The organism is Brachybacterium sp. JB7 (assembly GCF_003335205.1).
GTDB classification, from domain to species: domain Bacteria; phylum Actinomycetota; class Actinomycetes; order Actinomycetales; family Dermabacteraceae; genus Brachybacterium; species Brachybacterium alimentarium.
Genome location: NZ_QPGN01000005.1, coordinates 221,240 through 234,089, shown reverse-complemented (window position 1 = coordinate 234,089; position 12,850 = coordinate 221,240). Strand labels below are relative to the sequence as shown.

Annotated in this window: 12 protein-coding genes and 3 tRNA genes; 1 reads left to right on the top strand and 14 read right to left on the bottom strand. The window is 69.2% G+C overall.

Annotated features, from left to right (window positions below):
* Positions 1-200: 200 nt before the first annotated feature.
* The 8 genes from glyA to CIK81_RS08780 form a co-directional block, all read right to left on the bottom strand.
* Complete coding sequence (glyA, locus tag CIK81_RS08815; RefSeq protein WP_096163409.1) at positions 201-1,469, bottom strand: serine hydroxymethyltransferase; 1,269 nt, start codon at positions 1,467-1,469, stop codon at positions 201-203.
* 60 nt (positions 1,470-1,529) lie between these two features.
* Entirely contained in the window at positions 1,530-2,657 is a 1,128-nt protein-coding gene (locus tag CIK81_RS08810; protein ID WP_096163408.1) for a UDP-N-acetylmuramate dehydrogenase, read from the bottom strand.
* Positions 2,654-3,121, bottom strand: a complete 468-nt coding sequence (locus tag CIK81_RS08805) for a MaoC/PaaZ C-terminal domain-containing protein (protein ID WP_096163407.1) — start codon at positions 3,119-3,121, stop codon at positions 2,654-2,656. The genes CIK81_RS08810 and CIK81_RS08805 overlap by 4 nt, the downstream gene beginning before the upstream one ends.
* A gap of 225 nt (positions 3,122-3,346) precedes the next feature.
* Positions 3,347-3,796 carry a MaoC family dehydratase N-terminal domain-containing protein gene (locus CIK81_RS08800; protein WP_096163406.1) on the bottom strand — a complete coding sequence of 150 codons (450 nt, stop codon included), beginning with the start codon at positions 3,794-3,796 and terminating at the stop codon, positions 3,347-3,349.
* A 193-nt stretch (positions 3,797-3,989) separates the two neighbouring features.
* Positions 3,990-4,160 (bottom strand): 50S ribosomal protein L33, encoded by a 171-nt coding sequence (gene rpmG / locus CIK81_RS08795; protein WP_029360274.1) that lies wholly within the window; start codon positions 4,158-4,160, stop codon positions 3,990-3,992.
* 96 nt (positions 4,161-4,256) lie between these two features.
* A tRNA-Met gene (locus tag CIK81_RS08790) sits at positions 4,257-4,333 on the bottom strand.
* A 54-nt stretch (positions 4,334-4,387) separates the two neighbouring features.
* A tRNA-Thr gene (locus tag CIK81_RS08785) sits at positions 4,388-4,460 on the bottom strand.
* 110 nt (positions 4,461-4,570) lie between these two features.
* Positions 4,571-4,652 (bottom strand) — tRNA-Tyr (locus CIK81_RS08780).
* 266 nt (positions 4,653-4,918) lie between these two features.
* Between CIK81_RS08780 and CIK81_RS08775 the strand changes: the two genes are divergently transcribed.
* Positions 4,919-5,407, top strand: a complete 489-nt coding sequence (locus tag CIK81_RS08775) for a YajQ family cyclic di-GMP-binding protein (protein ID WP_096163405.1) — start codon at positions 4,919-4,921, stop codon at positions 5,405-5,407.
* 120 nt (positions 5,408-5,527) lie between these two features.
* On the opposite strand, the gene CIK81_RS08770 is transcribed toward CIK81_RS08775, so the two are convergent.
* From CIK81_RS08770 to CIK81_RS08745, 6 genes are all read right to left on the bottom strand, one after another.
* The gene (locus tag CIK81_RS08770) at positions 5,528-5,797 is read right to left on the bottom strand and encodes a hypothetical protein (protein ID WP_096163404.1); all 270 of its coding nucleotides are present in this window, start codon (positions 5,795-5,797) and stop codon (positions 5,528-5,530) included.
* A 58-nt stretch (positions 5,798-5,855) separates the two neighbouring features.
* Positions 5,856-6,116 carry a hypothetical protein gene (locus CIK81_RS08765; RefSeq protein WP_096163541.1) on the bottom strand — a complete coding sequence of 87 codons (261 nt, stop codon included), beginning with the start codon at positions 6,114-6,116 and terminating at the stop codon, positions 5,856-5,858.
* A gap of 417 nt (positions 6,117-6,533) precedes the next feature.
* On the bottom strand, positions 6,534-7,016 hold the full coding sequence (locus tag CIK81_RS08760; protein WP_096163403.1) for a hypothetical protein: 483 nt from the start codon (positions 7,014-7,016) through the stop codon (positions 6,534-6,536).
* A gap of 136 nt (positions 7,017-7,152) precedes the next feature.
* Positions 7,153-7,422: a WXG100 family type VII secretion target gene (locus CIK81_RS08755; protein WP_096163402.1), complete on the bottom strand. Its 270-nt coding sequence runs from the start codon at positions 7,420-7,422 to the stop codon at positions 7,153-7,155.
* Between the two features lie 163 nt (positions 7,423-7,585).
* Positions 7,586-12,049 (bottom strand): FtsK/SpoIIIE domain-containing protein, encoded by a 4,464-nt coding sequence (locus CIK81_RS08750; protein WP_096197133.1) that lies wholly within the window; start codon positions 12,047-12,049, stop codon positions 7,586-7,588.
* A gap of 47 nt (positions 12,050-12,096) precedes the next feature.
* Positions 12,097-12,819, bottom strand: a complete 723-nt coding sequence (locus tag CIK81_RS08745; protein WP_096197132.1) for a hypothetical protein — start codon at positions 12,817-12,819, stop codon at positions 12,097-12,099.
* Between the last annotated feature and the right edge of the window lie 31 nt (positions 12,820-12,850).

The following is a 12,850-nucleotide window of genomic DNA, read 5'->3' as shown; positions in this document are numbered from 1 at the left end:
TGTCGGTGCTGGAGGGTCGTGGGGTGGTGGGAAGGATGATCAAGCCCGCCGGGTGCGGCGGGAAGGCAGATCGGCGCCCGCCACCGGGTGCGGCGGGAAAGGCGATCGGCGCCCGTCGCCGGGTGCGGCGGGAAGGATGATCGTGCCCGCCGGAGACGGCGATGGGGCCCGACGTCGTCGCGTCGAGCCCCATCCGTCGCTCAGTGCTGCTGGAGGTCCGCGTACAGCGGCTTCGCGTCGGCAAGGGCCTGAGTGCGCTGACGGAGGGACTCGACGTCCGCTCCGCCGGTGAGCGCCAGGGCGATGACGTCGGCGACCTCGGTGAACTCCGCGGCGCCGAAGCCGCGGGTGGCCAGAGCCGGGGTGCCGATGCGTAGACCCGAGGTGACGCGCGGCGGCCGCGGATCGTTCGGGACCGCGTTGCGGTTCACGGTGATGCCGACCTCGTGGAGACGGTCCTCGGCCTGCTGGCCGTCGAGCTCGCTGTCGACGAGGTCCACGAGCACGAGGTGCACGTCGGTGCCGCCGGAGATGACCTTCACGCCGGCCGCCTTGGCGTCCTCCTGCTGGAGGCGCTCGGCGAGGAGCTTCGCGCCCTCCAGGGTGCGGGCCTGGCGGTCGGTGAACTCCTCGGTGGCCGCCACCTTGAGGGCGACGGCCTTCGCAGCGATCACGTGCATGAGCGGGCCGCCCTGCTGGCCGGGGAAGACTGCGGAATCGATCTTCTTGGCCCACTTCTCAGTGCACAGGATCATGCCGGAGCGGGGGCCTCCGATGGTCTTGTGGATCGTGGTCGAGACGACGTCGGCGTACGGGACGGGGCTGGGGTGCAGGCCCGCGGCGACGAGACCCGCGAAGTGCGCCATGTCGACCCACAGGGCCGCACCGACCTCGTCGGCGATCGCACGGAACGCCGGGAAGTCGAGCTGACGGGTGTACGCGGACCAGCCCGCGACGATCACCTTCGGCTGCTCGGCTACTGCCAGCTCGCGCACCTTGTCCATGTCGATCAGACCCGTCTCGGGCTCCGTCTCGTAGGCCACGATGTCGTAGAGCCGACCGGAGAAGTTGATCTTCATGCCGTGCGTGAGGTGGCCGCCGTGGGCGAGGGACAGGCCCATCAGCTTGTCGCCGGGACGGGCGAGGGCATGCATCACCGCAGCGTTCGCGGAGGCACCCGAGTGCGGCTGCACGTTCGCGTGCTCGGCGCCGAACAGCTCCTTGGCCCGATCGATCGCGATCTGCTCCGCGACGTCGACCTCTTCGCATCCGCCGTAGTAGCGACGACCGGGATAACCCTCGGCGTACTTGTTGGTCAGGACCGAGCCCTGAGCCTGCAGCACTGCACGCGGGACGAAGTTCTCGCTGGCGATCATCTCGAGGGTGCGCTGCTGACGGGCGAGCTCACGATCGAGGACGTCGGCGATCTCCGGGTCGAGATCCGAGATGGACTGGTCGAGGACGTTCACGGGGCCTCCTGCGGTGACGGACGGGGCGGCGGCGGGCGCCGTGCCCATCCTAGGCCGGGCTCACAGATCGATGCCGAGGCGGACAGGTTCCGGGACCAGGTGGATCCCGTAGCTCTCGTCGACCCGGCGCTGCACGTCCCGCGCGAGGTCGATGATGTCCTGACTGCCGGCACCGCCGCGGTTGGTCAGCGCCAGGGAGTGCTTGGTCGACAGGGACGCCCGCTCCCCCACCGCATGGCCGCGCTCGATGCCGGAGTGGCTGATGAGCCAGGCCGCACTCGTCTTCACCCGGCCCTGACCTGCGTCGTACCGCGGAGCGCCCTCAGGAAGGCTCGCTGCGTCGTCGGCCTCGAGGATCGGGTTGGTGAAGAACGAACCGGCGCTCCAGGTGTCATGGTCGGCCGGGTCCAGGACCATCCCCTTGGCGCCGCGGATCGCGAGCACCGCCTCGCGCACCTCGCGCATCGGAGCCCGATCTCCCACCTCGACGCCGAGCGCATCGGCCAGCTGGGCGTAGCGGATCGGCGCGGAGAGGCTGCCGATCGTGTGCTGGAACGTGACGGACAGCACGACGTAGCGGCCCGTCGCCGAGGGCACGTCTCCGGAGTAACGGGTGCGCTTGAACACGCTGTCGCGATAGGAGAAGTCGCAGTCGGCGGCGAAGAACGTGCGCACGGCGCTGCGCTCACGGTCCCAGGTGCGCACACGGGAGATCGTGGAGGAGACCTCCTGGCCGTAGGCGCCGACGTTCTGGATCGGGGTGGCGCCGACGGTCCCGGGGATCCCGGAGAGCGCCTCGATGCCGACCATGTCTCGAGCGATCGCGTACCGGACCGCACGATCCCAGGAGACACCGGCGAAGTATTCGACGATCGCTCCCCCGCAGGTCGGATCCAGCGGGGAGAGATCCGCGGGGTCGACGGGGATTCCGTCCGGCTCGCCGGACGCGCCCACCTCGCAGGTCGCGTCGAGCAGCGGCGGCTCCTCGGGATCCCGCAGCAGCACGACGGTGCCGTCGAAGGGCTCGTCCGAGGCGACCAGGTTGGAGCCGCCTCCGAGCACGAGCAGCGGTCGTCCGGCCTCGTCGGCTGCGCGGACGGCGTCGATGACCTCCTGATCAGAACGGGCCTCGACGAGAGTGCCGATGGGTCCGCCGACGCGGAGAGTGGTGAGATCCGAAAGCTTCATGCTGCGCCGACCTGGCCGTCGGCGGGGGCACCGGCCGTCGTGGCGATCGTGGCGCGGGCGCGCCCGAGCACCTTGGTGTCGTCGACCTGGGCGGTGATGTCGACGCGCGCGGTGCCGGCGGATTCGTCGATCGCGCCGACGACGGCGACCGTCTCGAGCACGACGTGCCCGGTCGCGGGCACCGGCACCGGGTTGGTGAAGCGCACCGAGTAGGCCCGCACCGCGGTGGGGTCCCCGACGGCATCCAGCAGACCGGTGACCGCAGCCCCCATGGTGAGCATGCCGTGGGCGATCACGCCGGGCAGGCCCGCGTCGGTGGCGGCGGTGTCGTTGTAGTGGATGGGGTTGAAGTCCCCGGAGGCGCCGGCGTAGCGCACGAGAGTGTCACGGCTGATCTCGTGCCGGGTGCGGGCGAGCTCCTGGCCGACGGAGAGGTCGAGCGGGGTGGCAGGGGTGGCAGTCATGTCTGCTCCTGAAGGTCGGGATCTGAACGGTCGAGGGATGGCGGGTATCCGCGGTGGTGACGACGTGGCAGGCGCTGCGGGCGTCGAAGGCGCTGCGCACGCCACGGGCCCTGAGTGCACGGGCGGCACGGGTGACACCGGGGCACTGGGGCACCGGGGCACTGGGGCACCGGGGCACCGGGGCACCGGCTGCGAGGTGAGCGCGTGGCGGGTGCGGAGGCGGGATCAGTCTCCGCGCACGACGATCATGCTGCGCACGCTCGCGACGTCTCCGCCGGATTCCTCGGCCATGTCGACCCGCGTCGCGATCATGGAGTGGCCGCCGGCAGCGCGGATCGATTCGACGGTGAGCGTCGGGACCAGCCGGTCCCCGGCGACGACGGGTCGATGCAGCGTGAACGACTCCTCCCCGTGGACCACCCGCGTGAAGTCGATCCCGGCGGCCGGATCCTCGATGTACTGGGCCTCGGTGGCCTGGGCGAGAGAGACCAGGAAGGTGGGTGGGGCGACCACGTCGGCGTGGCCCGCCGCACGGGCGGCCTCGGGGTCCGTGTGCACGGGCGAACCGGCACCGGTGGCGCGGGCGAATTCGGCGATCTTCGCTGCCGAGACCGTGTGCACGGGGCCGGCCGGATAGGTGCGACCGGCGAAGTCGGGGTCAGGGGTGGTGGTCATGTCTTCTCCCGGGAGGACGCGGCCTCGTCGGCCGACGGATGGTGTCGGTCCGATGATCTCAGGTCGGCCGCCGTGCCCTTGCGGGACACCCTGATCACGGCCGTCCTGTCCGCCAGGTCACCGGGCCAGGACGCACGAAAGGCCACCCGGGACGAGCCCGTGTGGCCTTTGGTGAAGTGCGCGAGAGGTCCGCTCAGCGGGTCTCTCGGTGCGCCGTCTGCTTGCCGCAGGTCGGGCAGAACTTCGAGAGCTCGAGCCGATCCGGGGTGTTACGGCGGTTCTTCTTGGTGATGTAGTTGCGCGCCTTGCAATCAACACAAGCCATGGTGATCTTGGGACGCACGTCAGAGCTCTTGCTCGCCACGGTTCGCCTCTTTCGTCCGGGTGGCACGCCCCGCGGCGCACCTCGTGGGTCCCCGTACTCGGGGGATGTGGATCGTACACTCCGGTAGGACCGGCGTGGTACCGAGGGCGGGGATCGAACCCGCGACCTCACGATTATGAGTCGTGCGCTCTAACCGTCTGAGCTACCCCGGCATGACCGATGAAACGGCCCGATCTCGAATGAGACCGGGCCGCCACATCCATCAGAGCCCTGAAAGGGAATCGAACCCTTGACCTTCTCCTTACCATGGAGACGCTCTGCCGACTGAGCTATCAGGGCAACCCGGTGAACTTTACACAGTCCCTGCCCAGCGGGCAAATCCTGAACCTTCTCCGGTGCCTCGAGTCACAGGGACTCTCGGCTGCTTCGGATCCGGGGATCGTCAGCGGTGGCAGATGAGGGATTCGAACCCACGAAGGCAATGCCAGCTGATTTACAGTCAGCTCCCTTTGGCCACTCGGGTAATCTGCCGCTGTACACCTCCGTTGCCCACGCGATCAGATCTCGTGGCCGCCGGAAGCGGACTCGAAACAGCATAGCGGTGCTCTGCGGGCGACGCTAACCCAGGAGGCCCCTGGACTGCATGAAGAAGGTCACAGAGCCCCTGAGCTGGGACGACGCTCCGAGCAGGCAGGCTCGAGGGACCTGCCCCGAGCCCGCTCGGGGCACCGGCACGTACACAGCCGCCGCCGACGCAGCCAGAAGGTCGTCGGCGGCCCGAGAAGGAAGGACGCCCCGTGGCAGATTCATCGTTCGACATCGTGAGCAAGCTCGACCGTCAGGAGGTCGACAACGCCGTCAACCAGGCTGTCAAGGAGGTGGGCCAGCGCTACGACTTCCGCAACACTGGAGCCTCGCTCAACCTCGGCAGCGACGAGATCGTGCTGACGGCGAATGCGGAGGAGCGTGTGCTCGCCGTTCTCGACGTGCTGCAGTCCAAGCTGATCCGGCGTGGGATCTCTCTGAAGGCCCTGGACGTCGGCGAGCCCAAGCAGTCCGGCAAGGAGGTGCGTCTCGTCGCCGGCCTCAAGGAGGGCATCAGCTCCGAGGACGCCAAGAAGATCGCCAAGCTGATCCGCGACGAAGGCCCCAAGGGGGTCAAGCCGCTGATCCAGGGCGACGAGCTTCGCGTCTCCTCCAAGAGCCGTGACGACCTGCAGGCCACCATCGCCCTACTCAAGGGCAAGGACCTCGACGTCGCACTGCAGTTCCTCAACTTCCGCTGAACGCACCGCTGGTAGGGCCGATCGGCCCGCTGCTCTCGCAGCAGCATGTCGATGCCACAGGACTCCTTCGCCTCTCACGCGGAACGGAGCCCTGTGGCATCGCGGCGCCCGATCAGCAGATCACTGCTGGTTGGACGCTGCATCCTGCTGCTCGGCATGAGTGCCCAGCTCATCGGAGCGGCGCTGGAAGCCCTCGACCAGATTCGCCACCGGGCCGGACACGAACGCATTCCAGTCCTCCTGGTAGGCGTCATAGTCCGGACCGATCCACTCCACCGTGTTGACGAGGCTCGTGGAGGCATCGATCGCCTCGAGGATCTGCTGGCCCGCCTCGCTGATCGAGGTCGCCACCTCGCGCCCCTCCTCCGGATTCATACCCTTGAAAGTCATCACATACCCCTTTTGACATCGTGCGGATCACTGCTGGAAAAGGCCACCGTGCCGGTGGTCAGGCCGATGCTTCGCGCTGAGCCGCCGCATTCTGCGACGCCCGCTCAGTGAACTGGCTCGCCTGCTGCACGATCTGCTGCACCAGCTGCCCGAGCTCACCGTCGAACTCGCTCACGAACCGATCGCGGTCCTCCCCCGTCCAGTCGAACTCCGAGACCCGACCCTGCACCTGCGTGTAGATCTGCTGAGCCTGCTCACCGGATTCGGCGATCTGCTGACCCATCTTCTCGACGACCTCAGGGGTCATACCCTTCTTCATCACGTGCTCCATCTCGTCGTTGCGACTGTCCCCACCCGACCCGACCTCGCAGTCGCACCCCAGGTGATGGCACCAACCCTAGACAGCGTCGAGATCCGTGACCATCACTCGGATCCCGGCCTCCCTCCACACCCCCAGTTGAGGTTGTTCCCGCAGGTCAGAGCATGGTTCTTGCGTTTGAGCCATTGTGGATAACTCACGACGAAGAAGCCCCGATGCCGCTCGTGCGGCATCGGGGCTTCGGTGTGGTGAGGGGGCGGCCTGAGAGCCCGACCGTCCCAGCGGATCGGACGATCCCAGCGGCCGGACGAGCGCGGCGCACCTGGCGACGCCAGCGCACCGAGGCGCCTCGCCGGGTCGCACTCCGGCAGCCACGGCGCCTCGCCGGGTCGCTCGCTCGCCGGCGGCCAGGGTGCGTCAGGCGAGTTCGACGGTGACGGTGTCCTGAATCGATCGCACGATCTCCGCCTCGTCGCCAGCGGACTCGGCGCCGCAGCTGCCCACGATCTCGACGATGTCCTTGGCGACGCCGCCACGGTCGACGAGGGTGTAGCGGGCCGACTGCACCACGGTGGTGTGGCCGGGCTGGGTGTAGCTGTATTCGCTCGTGGTCCAGCTGGTCCCGTCCACGTCGACCGTACCGGTGCCGAGCTCCTCGAGGCCGGGCAGGGAGGACTTGCGCTGCTCGAGACCCGCTCGTGCGTCCTGGTCCGTGAAATCGGGGCCGAATCGCTGCACGGTGACCACGATGTTCGCGCGGAACTGTCCGTCCACGTGGGGCTGGGCAGCGGCGAGGTGAACGCCCGGGACCGTGAGGGTCTCCCAGTCATCGGGGATCCCGACGGTGATCGTCGGCGGGCCGGGGAAGTCGGCGCTCGGGTACGCGATGTTCCTGGTCATGAATGCTCCGTTCGTGCCTGCGGCAATGCCGGCAAAGATATCAGTCTCGAAGAACCCGGCGCCCGAGCAGGCGAGCTGCTCGGGCGCCGGGTTCGTTGTGCTGGGACGCGCCGGGTCGACGACCCGTTGAGCGCGGTCAGCTGGTGGATGCCGCGTCCTGTTCGGCGGCGTTGCGGTCCGCGCTGTCCCCCAACTCCTGGACGGAGGTCATGATCCGCTGCATGGCTGGGACCATCTGCCCTGCCCACTGGCTGCGGAAGCGGTCTGCGTCCGGCCCGGTCCAGTCCACGGCCTCGAGCCCGGCGGTGAGCTCCTGCTCGATCCCCGTGATCTCGGCGGCCGCTTCGCGCAGCCGAGCCGACATCCGCCGGACCTCCTCGACATTCATCCCCTTGGTGGCATTCACGATCCCGACACCCCTTCCTGGCTCTGCGCGGCAGCACCCCGTGCGGGGCATCACCCCTGCGTCGTGCTCGAGGTCCACACTAGGGCGACGGCCGATACCGGACCATGGGAGCTCTCCCTCTGGGGATAACTTCCCGAGCTCGCCTCCGTCGACGGTGTCTGCCTCACCCGGTGATCTGCGCGACCTGCAGTTTGATCGCTCGCCCGCCGTGCACGAGGAAGCCGCGGCCCGCAGGGAGGTCTGCTCGACGGATCCTCCCCAGTCCGGTGCCGAGCAGCGCGTCGCCATCCATCTCCCCCGGCTGGAGAAGCAGCCCGCGGCGGCCGGACTTGAAAGGCTGGGCCAGGACATACGCCTGGGACCAGGACGCCGAATCGTTCTCGCCCACCACGAACTGCCCGTCGCGAACGCAGGTGCGTATCAGCCTGTCCAGGTCGGCCTCGATGCTGCTGCCGGTGAAGTCCGCGACACCGTCGATGAACAGGGCGAGCCGCCCCTCCCCGGCGGCGCCTGCATCGACCGTCTGCCGCAGCTGCACGGCGAGCTCACGGACGCGCTCGGGGTCGGATCCCTCCACGTCCCAGATCGGCAGCCCGGTCAGCGGCGTGCGTCGTGCGGAGAAGCGCACCAGGCGCATGGGAGTCTCCAAAGCCTTCAGTCCGTGGGCGATCGTCAGCATCGCCGTGGTGCGGCCGGAGCCCATCGGTCCCGAGACCATGAAGGCGCCACGGGGCTGGATGGTCACCTCTGCGAGCGTCTCGTCGGCGAGGCCGAGCACCGGTCTGCCAGCCACGACGGGACGCAGCTGCGAGAGCTCGACCCGTTCGGGCAGACGCTCGACGCGCGGGGCCTCAGGGACACCTGCGCGACGCATCGCCTCGGCGAGCTTCGTGACCTCTCGCGACTGGATCGCGATGTTGGAGTCGCCGCCGTGCACGGCGACCTGGACCTCGTGTCCGTCGAGGATGGCCCGGCCGGCCGGTGAGTCGGCATCCAGCACGTCCTTGGGCACGCCGAACCCGGCGTAGTCATCGGGACCGGGCATGCGGTGGACGAGTCGGCGCTGTATCGAGGAGCCCAGCGACGTGGGGACCGCGCCGGAACGGTCACCGGTGACGATGACGTGCACGCCGACCTGTCGGCCGTCGGTCGCGATCTGCACGAACGCGGTGAACCATTTCGTGAGGCCCGAGTAGTCGTAGGCCTCACGGAAAGCGGCCATGCCGTCGACCAGCAGGAGGACCCTGGGGGTCTCCGGCTTCCCCGCCAGGTCGCGGTACTCCGCCACGGAGCCGGCGCGCACGGTCGCGAAGTCACGGGCGCGGTCGTCGATGAGCGTGCGCAGGGTGCGCAGCAGGCGGATGACACGCTCCTCGTCGTCGCCGGGGACGATCGCTCCCACGTGCGGAAGGTCCTCGAGCATGGTGAGGCCGGAGGCGCCGAAGTCCAGGCCGTAGACATGGACCGGGCCGCCGCGCACGGTCGAGGCTGCGGAGATAGCAATCGTGCGCAGCGTGGTCGACTTGCCGGAGCCGCCGGTCCCGTAGATGGCCATGTTGCCGTCACGATCCGGGTAGTAGGAGACCGTGGGCTGCGCCTGGTCCTCGGGTGTGTCCATCACGCCCAGCAGCAGGTCCTCGTCCGTGCGGCGCGACGGCAGGCGGGAGAGGTCGTAGGCATCGGCGAGCTCGGCCAGCCATGGCTTTCGCGGGGTCGGGACCTGTGCCGCATCGGCTGCTGCCCTCACGGTGGCCACCACACGGGCGATGTCGTTGGGGCCCGGATCCTCGCTCTCCGCGGCGGGCGGGGCGGGTAAGTCCCACTGCTCCCCGGTGCCGAAGTCCTTCTCGACGATGTCGATGCGCGCCCGCTCGGGATCGTCCGTGGTCCAGCCGCCCGCATATCCGGTCTGGAAGGTCGCGATGCGGCCCGGACCGGTCTTCGCGGCCGCGCGCCCGGGGAGGCCGGGGTCGAAGTGGGCGGCCGCTGGGTCCCCCAGGATGTCCCGGGAATCCGCCTCGTCCGCCATCCGCAGCGCGATGCGGAGATTGGTGTTGGCGCGCAGGTTGTCCTTGATGACGCCAGCGGGACGCTGGGTGGCGAGGATCAGGTGCAGCCCGAGCGAACGTCCCCGCGCGGCGATGTCCACGACGCCGTCGACGAACTCCGGGATCTCCGTGGCGAGGGCCGCGAACTCGTCGACGATGATGATCAGGCTGGGCGGGGCCTCAGGGTCTCCGGTGCGTTCCAGCGACACCAGGTCCTTGGCCTTCTTCCGGTTCAGCAGGTGCTCCCGGTGATGCAGCTCGGCGCGCAGCGAGGTCAGGGCACGGCGGACCAGGTGCTGGGAGAGGTCGGTGACCAGGCCGACAGTATGCGGGAGATCCACCGCATCGGCGAAGGCCGCACCGCCCTTGTAGTCCACGAGCAGGAAGGTCACGCGGTCAGGACTGTGCGCGGTGGCCATGCCCATCACCCAGGCCTGCAGGAACTCCGACTTTCCGGCGCCGGTGGTGCCGCCCACGAGCGCATGCGGGCCGTCCGTGCGCAGGTCGAGGTGGAAGGCCTCCTGGCCGTCGTGGCCGATGAGACCACGCAGGGTGGCATCGTGCGTGCGCCGCTGGGGCGCGGACCCGTCACGCGGGATCAGCGAGCTGTTCTCCTTCCAGCGATCGATGATGTGGTGCGGCGACTGGGCCATCGCCATGCCGCCGAGCGTGAGATAGGAGATCGTGCGCGGGAGATCCGAATCGTCGTCGATCGGGACCCCGGCGTCGACCACCGGGGAGAGATGGCGGGCGACCCCCGAGGCCACCTCCACCGACACCGTCTCCACCGTCACCGGGAGATAGCGTTCCCCCAAGCGCACGTGCCCGGCGCTGGCCCCGTCCGCTGTCTCCTCGACCGTCATGTGGGTGCGGCATGCCGCCGGCAGCGCGGCGATGTTCGAGGCGCACCAGAGGACATGCACGCCGACGTCCGGCCCGCGTTCGGCGATGCGCACCAGACGGGCTCGATCCACCGGGGCGTCGTCCTCGATGACCACGACGAGGCTCGGGGTGACCGGGGCGGGAGGGTCCGGGTCCTCGCGCGCGATGTCGAGCGTCGTCGGGGCGCGCAGAGCCGCAGGAGCATCCCCCGCACGCTGCTCGATGAGCGCCTCGACCCGTGCGAGCAACGAGGTGCCGCGCCCCGCGGTGTCCGCGAGATGATCGCCGGCCAGGGGCGAGTGCGGACTCGAGGTGTGCGGGAGCCATTTCAGCCATTCCCATCCCTCCCGGCTCGACCGTGAGGTGATTGCGGCGATCGCGAGCTCCGCCGGGGAATGCAGGGCGATCAGCTGGATCACGAGGCCGCGGGCGACCCCGTCGGCCTCGTCCCCCGCCCCGGCGATCCCGATGTTCCCGGCATGGCGCAGATGGGCGACGATCGGCACGCCGGCGATCGAACGGTAGCTCTCGTGCAGGTCATCGAGCAGGTCGTAGTACATCGTGATCGCGTCGTTCTCCCCGGGCATCTCGATGCCCACCCGGGAGGGCGCGATCCCGAGGCCCAGGCGCACGGTGGCGAAGGCGCTGTGCTCAGGCCGGTGGGTCCACAGCAGCCGGCCCAGCCGGAACGCGGCATCGACCGTGTCTGCTGCCGACGGAGATTCCACCAGGCGCACCGCGCGCTCGAGATCCTGCGCCGCGGTGACCCGGCGCTTGAGCGAGGCGAGACCGTCCTCGAAGTTCGCGATCTGGCGCTCGAGCTGCTTCTTCTGCTGGTACCTGCGGTTCAGGTATCCGGCCGCCGCCATCATCGGCATCATGGCCACGAACATGAGCGAGTAAGGGCTGCCGGTCATCGCGAACATCAACCCGCCCATGAGGAGCGGGGCGAGCATCATGAAGATCGGGAAGAACGGGGGCGCCGGCTCCTTGGGCGGCGTCGGCGCCTTCAGCGGACGGTACGGGAACCGGGGCACCACCCGCGGAGACCGATTGAACTCGACCACCGGGGAGCTCGGTGCGGTCCCGCCGAGGCGATGCAGGGTGGTCACGGAGAAGGTGGTGCCGCCGATGTGCACGACGTCCGCCGGCCCGATCACCGCGCGCTGGACCCGTTCGTCACCGAGCAGGACACCGTTAGAAGAGTGGAGATCGATGATCTCCACCGCGTCGCCGACGTTGAGGCGCGCATGCCGCTTCGAGAGCATCGGATCAGCGATGCGGATGTCGAGATCGCCTTCACGGCCGATGACGCTCGACCCGCTGGGCAGCGGAAATTCGCGACCGATCTCCGGTCCCGAGAGCACGCGCATCAGTGCCGCTGCCGCGCCCCGGGACTCCGCACGGGTCGTGTAGTGCACCGAGGAACGGGCGATCGAGACGACGCTGCCCGAGCGCAGCCCGGCCTGGATCAGGTCGCTCTCCCGCTCCAGGGATCGCACTCCCCGTGCCCCCGGGCCTGCCCCGGGATCCTGCACCTGGAGGGTCAGCCCCTCCGGCGGTTCGACGTCGTCGCGCAGGGGATCTGCCAGGTACAGCGCGGTCGCCACATCCGCCACGCTCGCCGTCGCATCCGCGGTGACCTCGAGATCCGTGAGCCGATCCTCGGGTCTGCGCAGCGTGAGCCTGATCCGCATGCCGGTTTCCCCCCTGGCGAGCTCCTGCGCGCCCTACGGATCACCCCTCAGCCGAGGGGCGAGTGCTCATCGTCGCCCTCGGCCTGATCCAGCAGCGGGAGGTCCTCAGCCGTGACCAGCCGGGAGAGCACTGCATGCTCGACCAGCCGAGCCCGCCGGTTGCTCGCGAGCTTGCCGGGACCGCCGCGCAGCCCCCGCACCCCGAGACGGTCGAGCTTGTCGCACACGTTGTCGAGCTTGCGGTTGAACTTCGTGATCTGCCAGCCCAGGCGCGCGGCGGCCTGCGCCGAGCTGGGCACCGAGCTCATTCCCGAACCCTCCCGCACGAGCATCGGCTCGCTAAGCGCGAGGATCAGGAGCTTCTGGCTCGGTGTGAGCTGCACCGAGCCGACGGTGGTCTCGCCCACGGGGTCCTCCAGGCCGGCGATCCGCGCGAACTGCGGGGACTCGGCATGGATGGACAGGTCGTAGGTGGTGGGCCCGGCCGTGAAGATCACCTTGGTCTCGTCCAACACCAGCGGGATCCGCGCGCCGGGCGCGAGCCAGGCCTGCATCGACCCGGTGCCGTCGGTGATCGTCGCGGACAGCCGCGATCCGATGTTCACGAGCCACCACATCGACTCGACCTGCACGATCGTGAGGAAACGTCGATGAAGGAATGCGTTCTCGTCATCGACGCTCAGATCGGCTTCGCGGCCGATGGTCATCTCCTCCCCCTCGGCCACGCGGAACCATTCACCGCAGAACTCGACGGAAATCGTCGATGCCATCGCCTGCCTCCTTCATCGTCGGTCCTGCTCC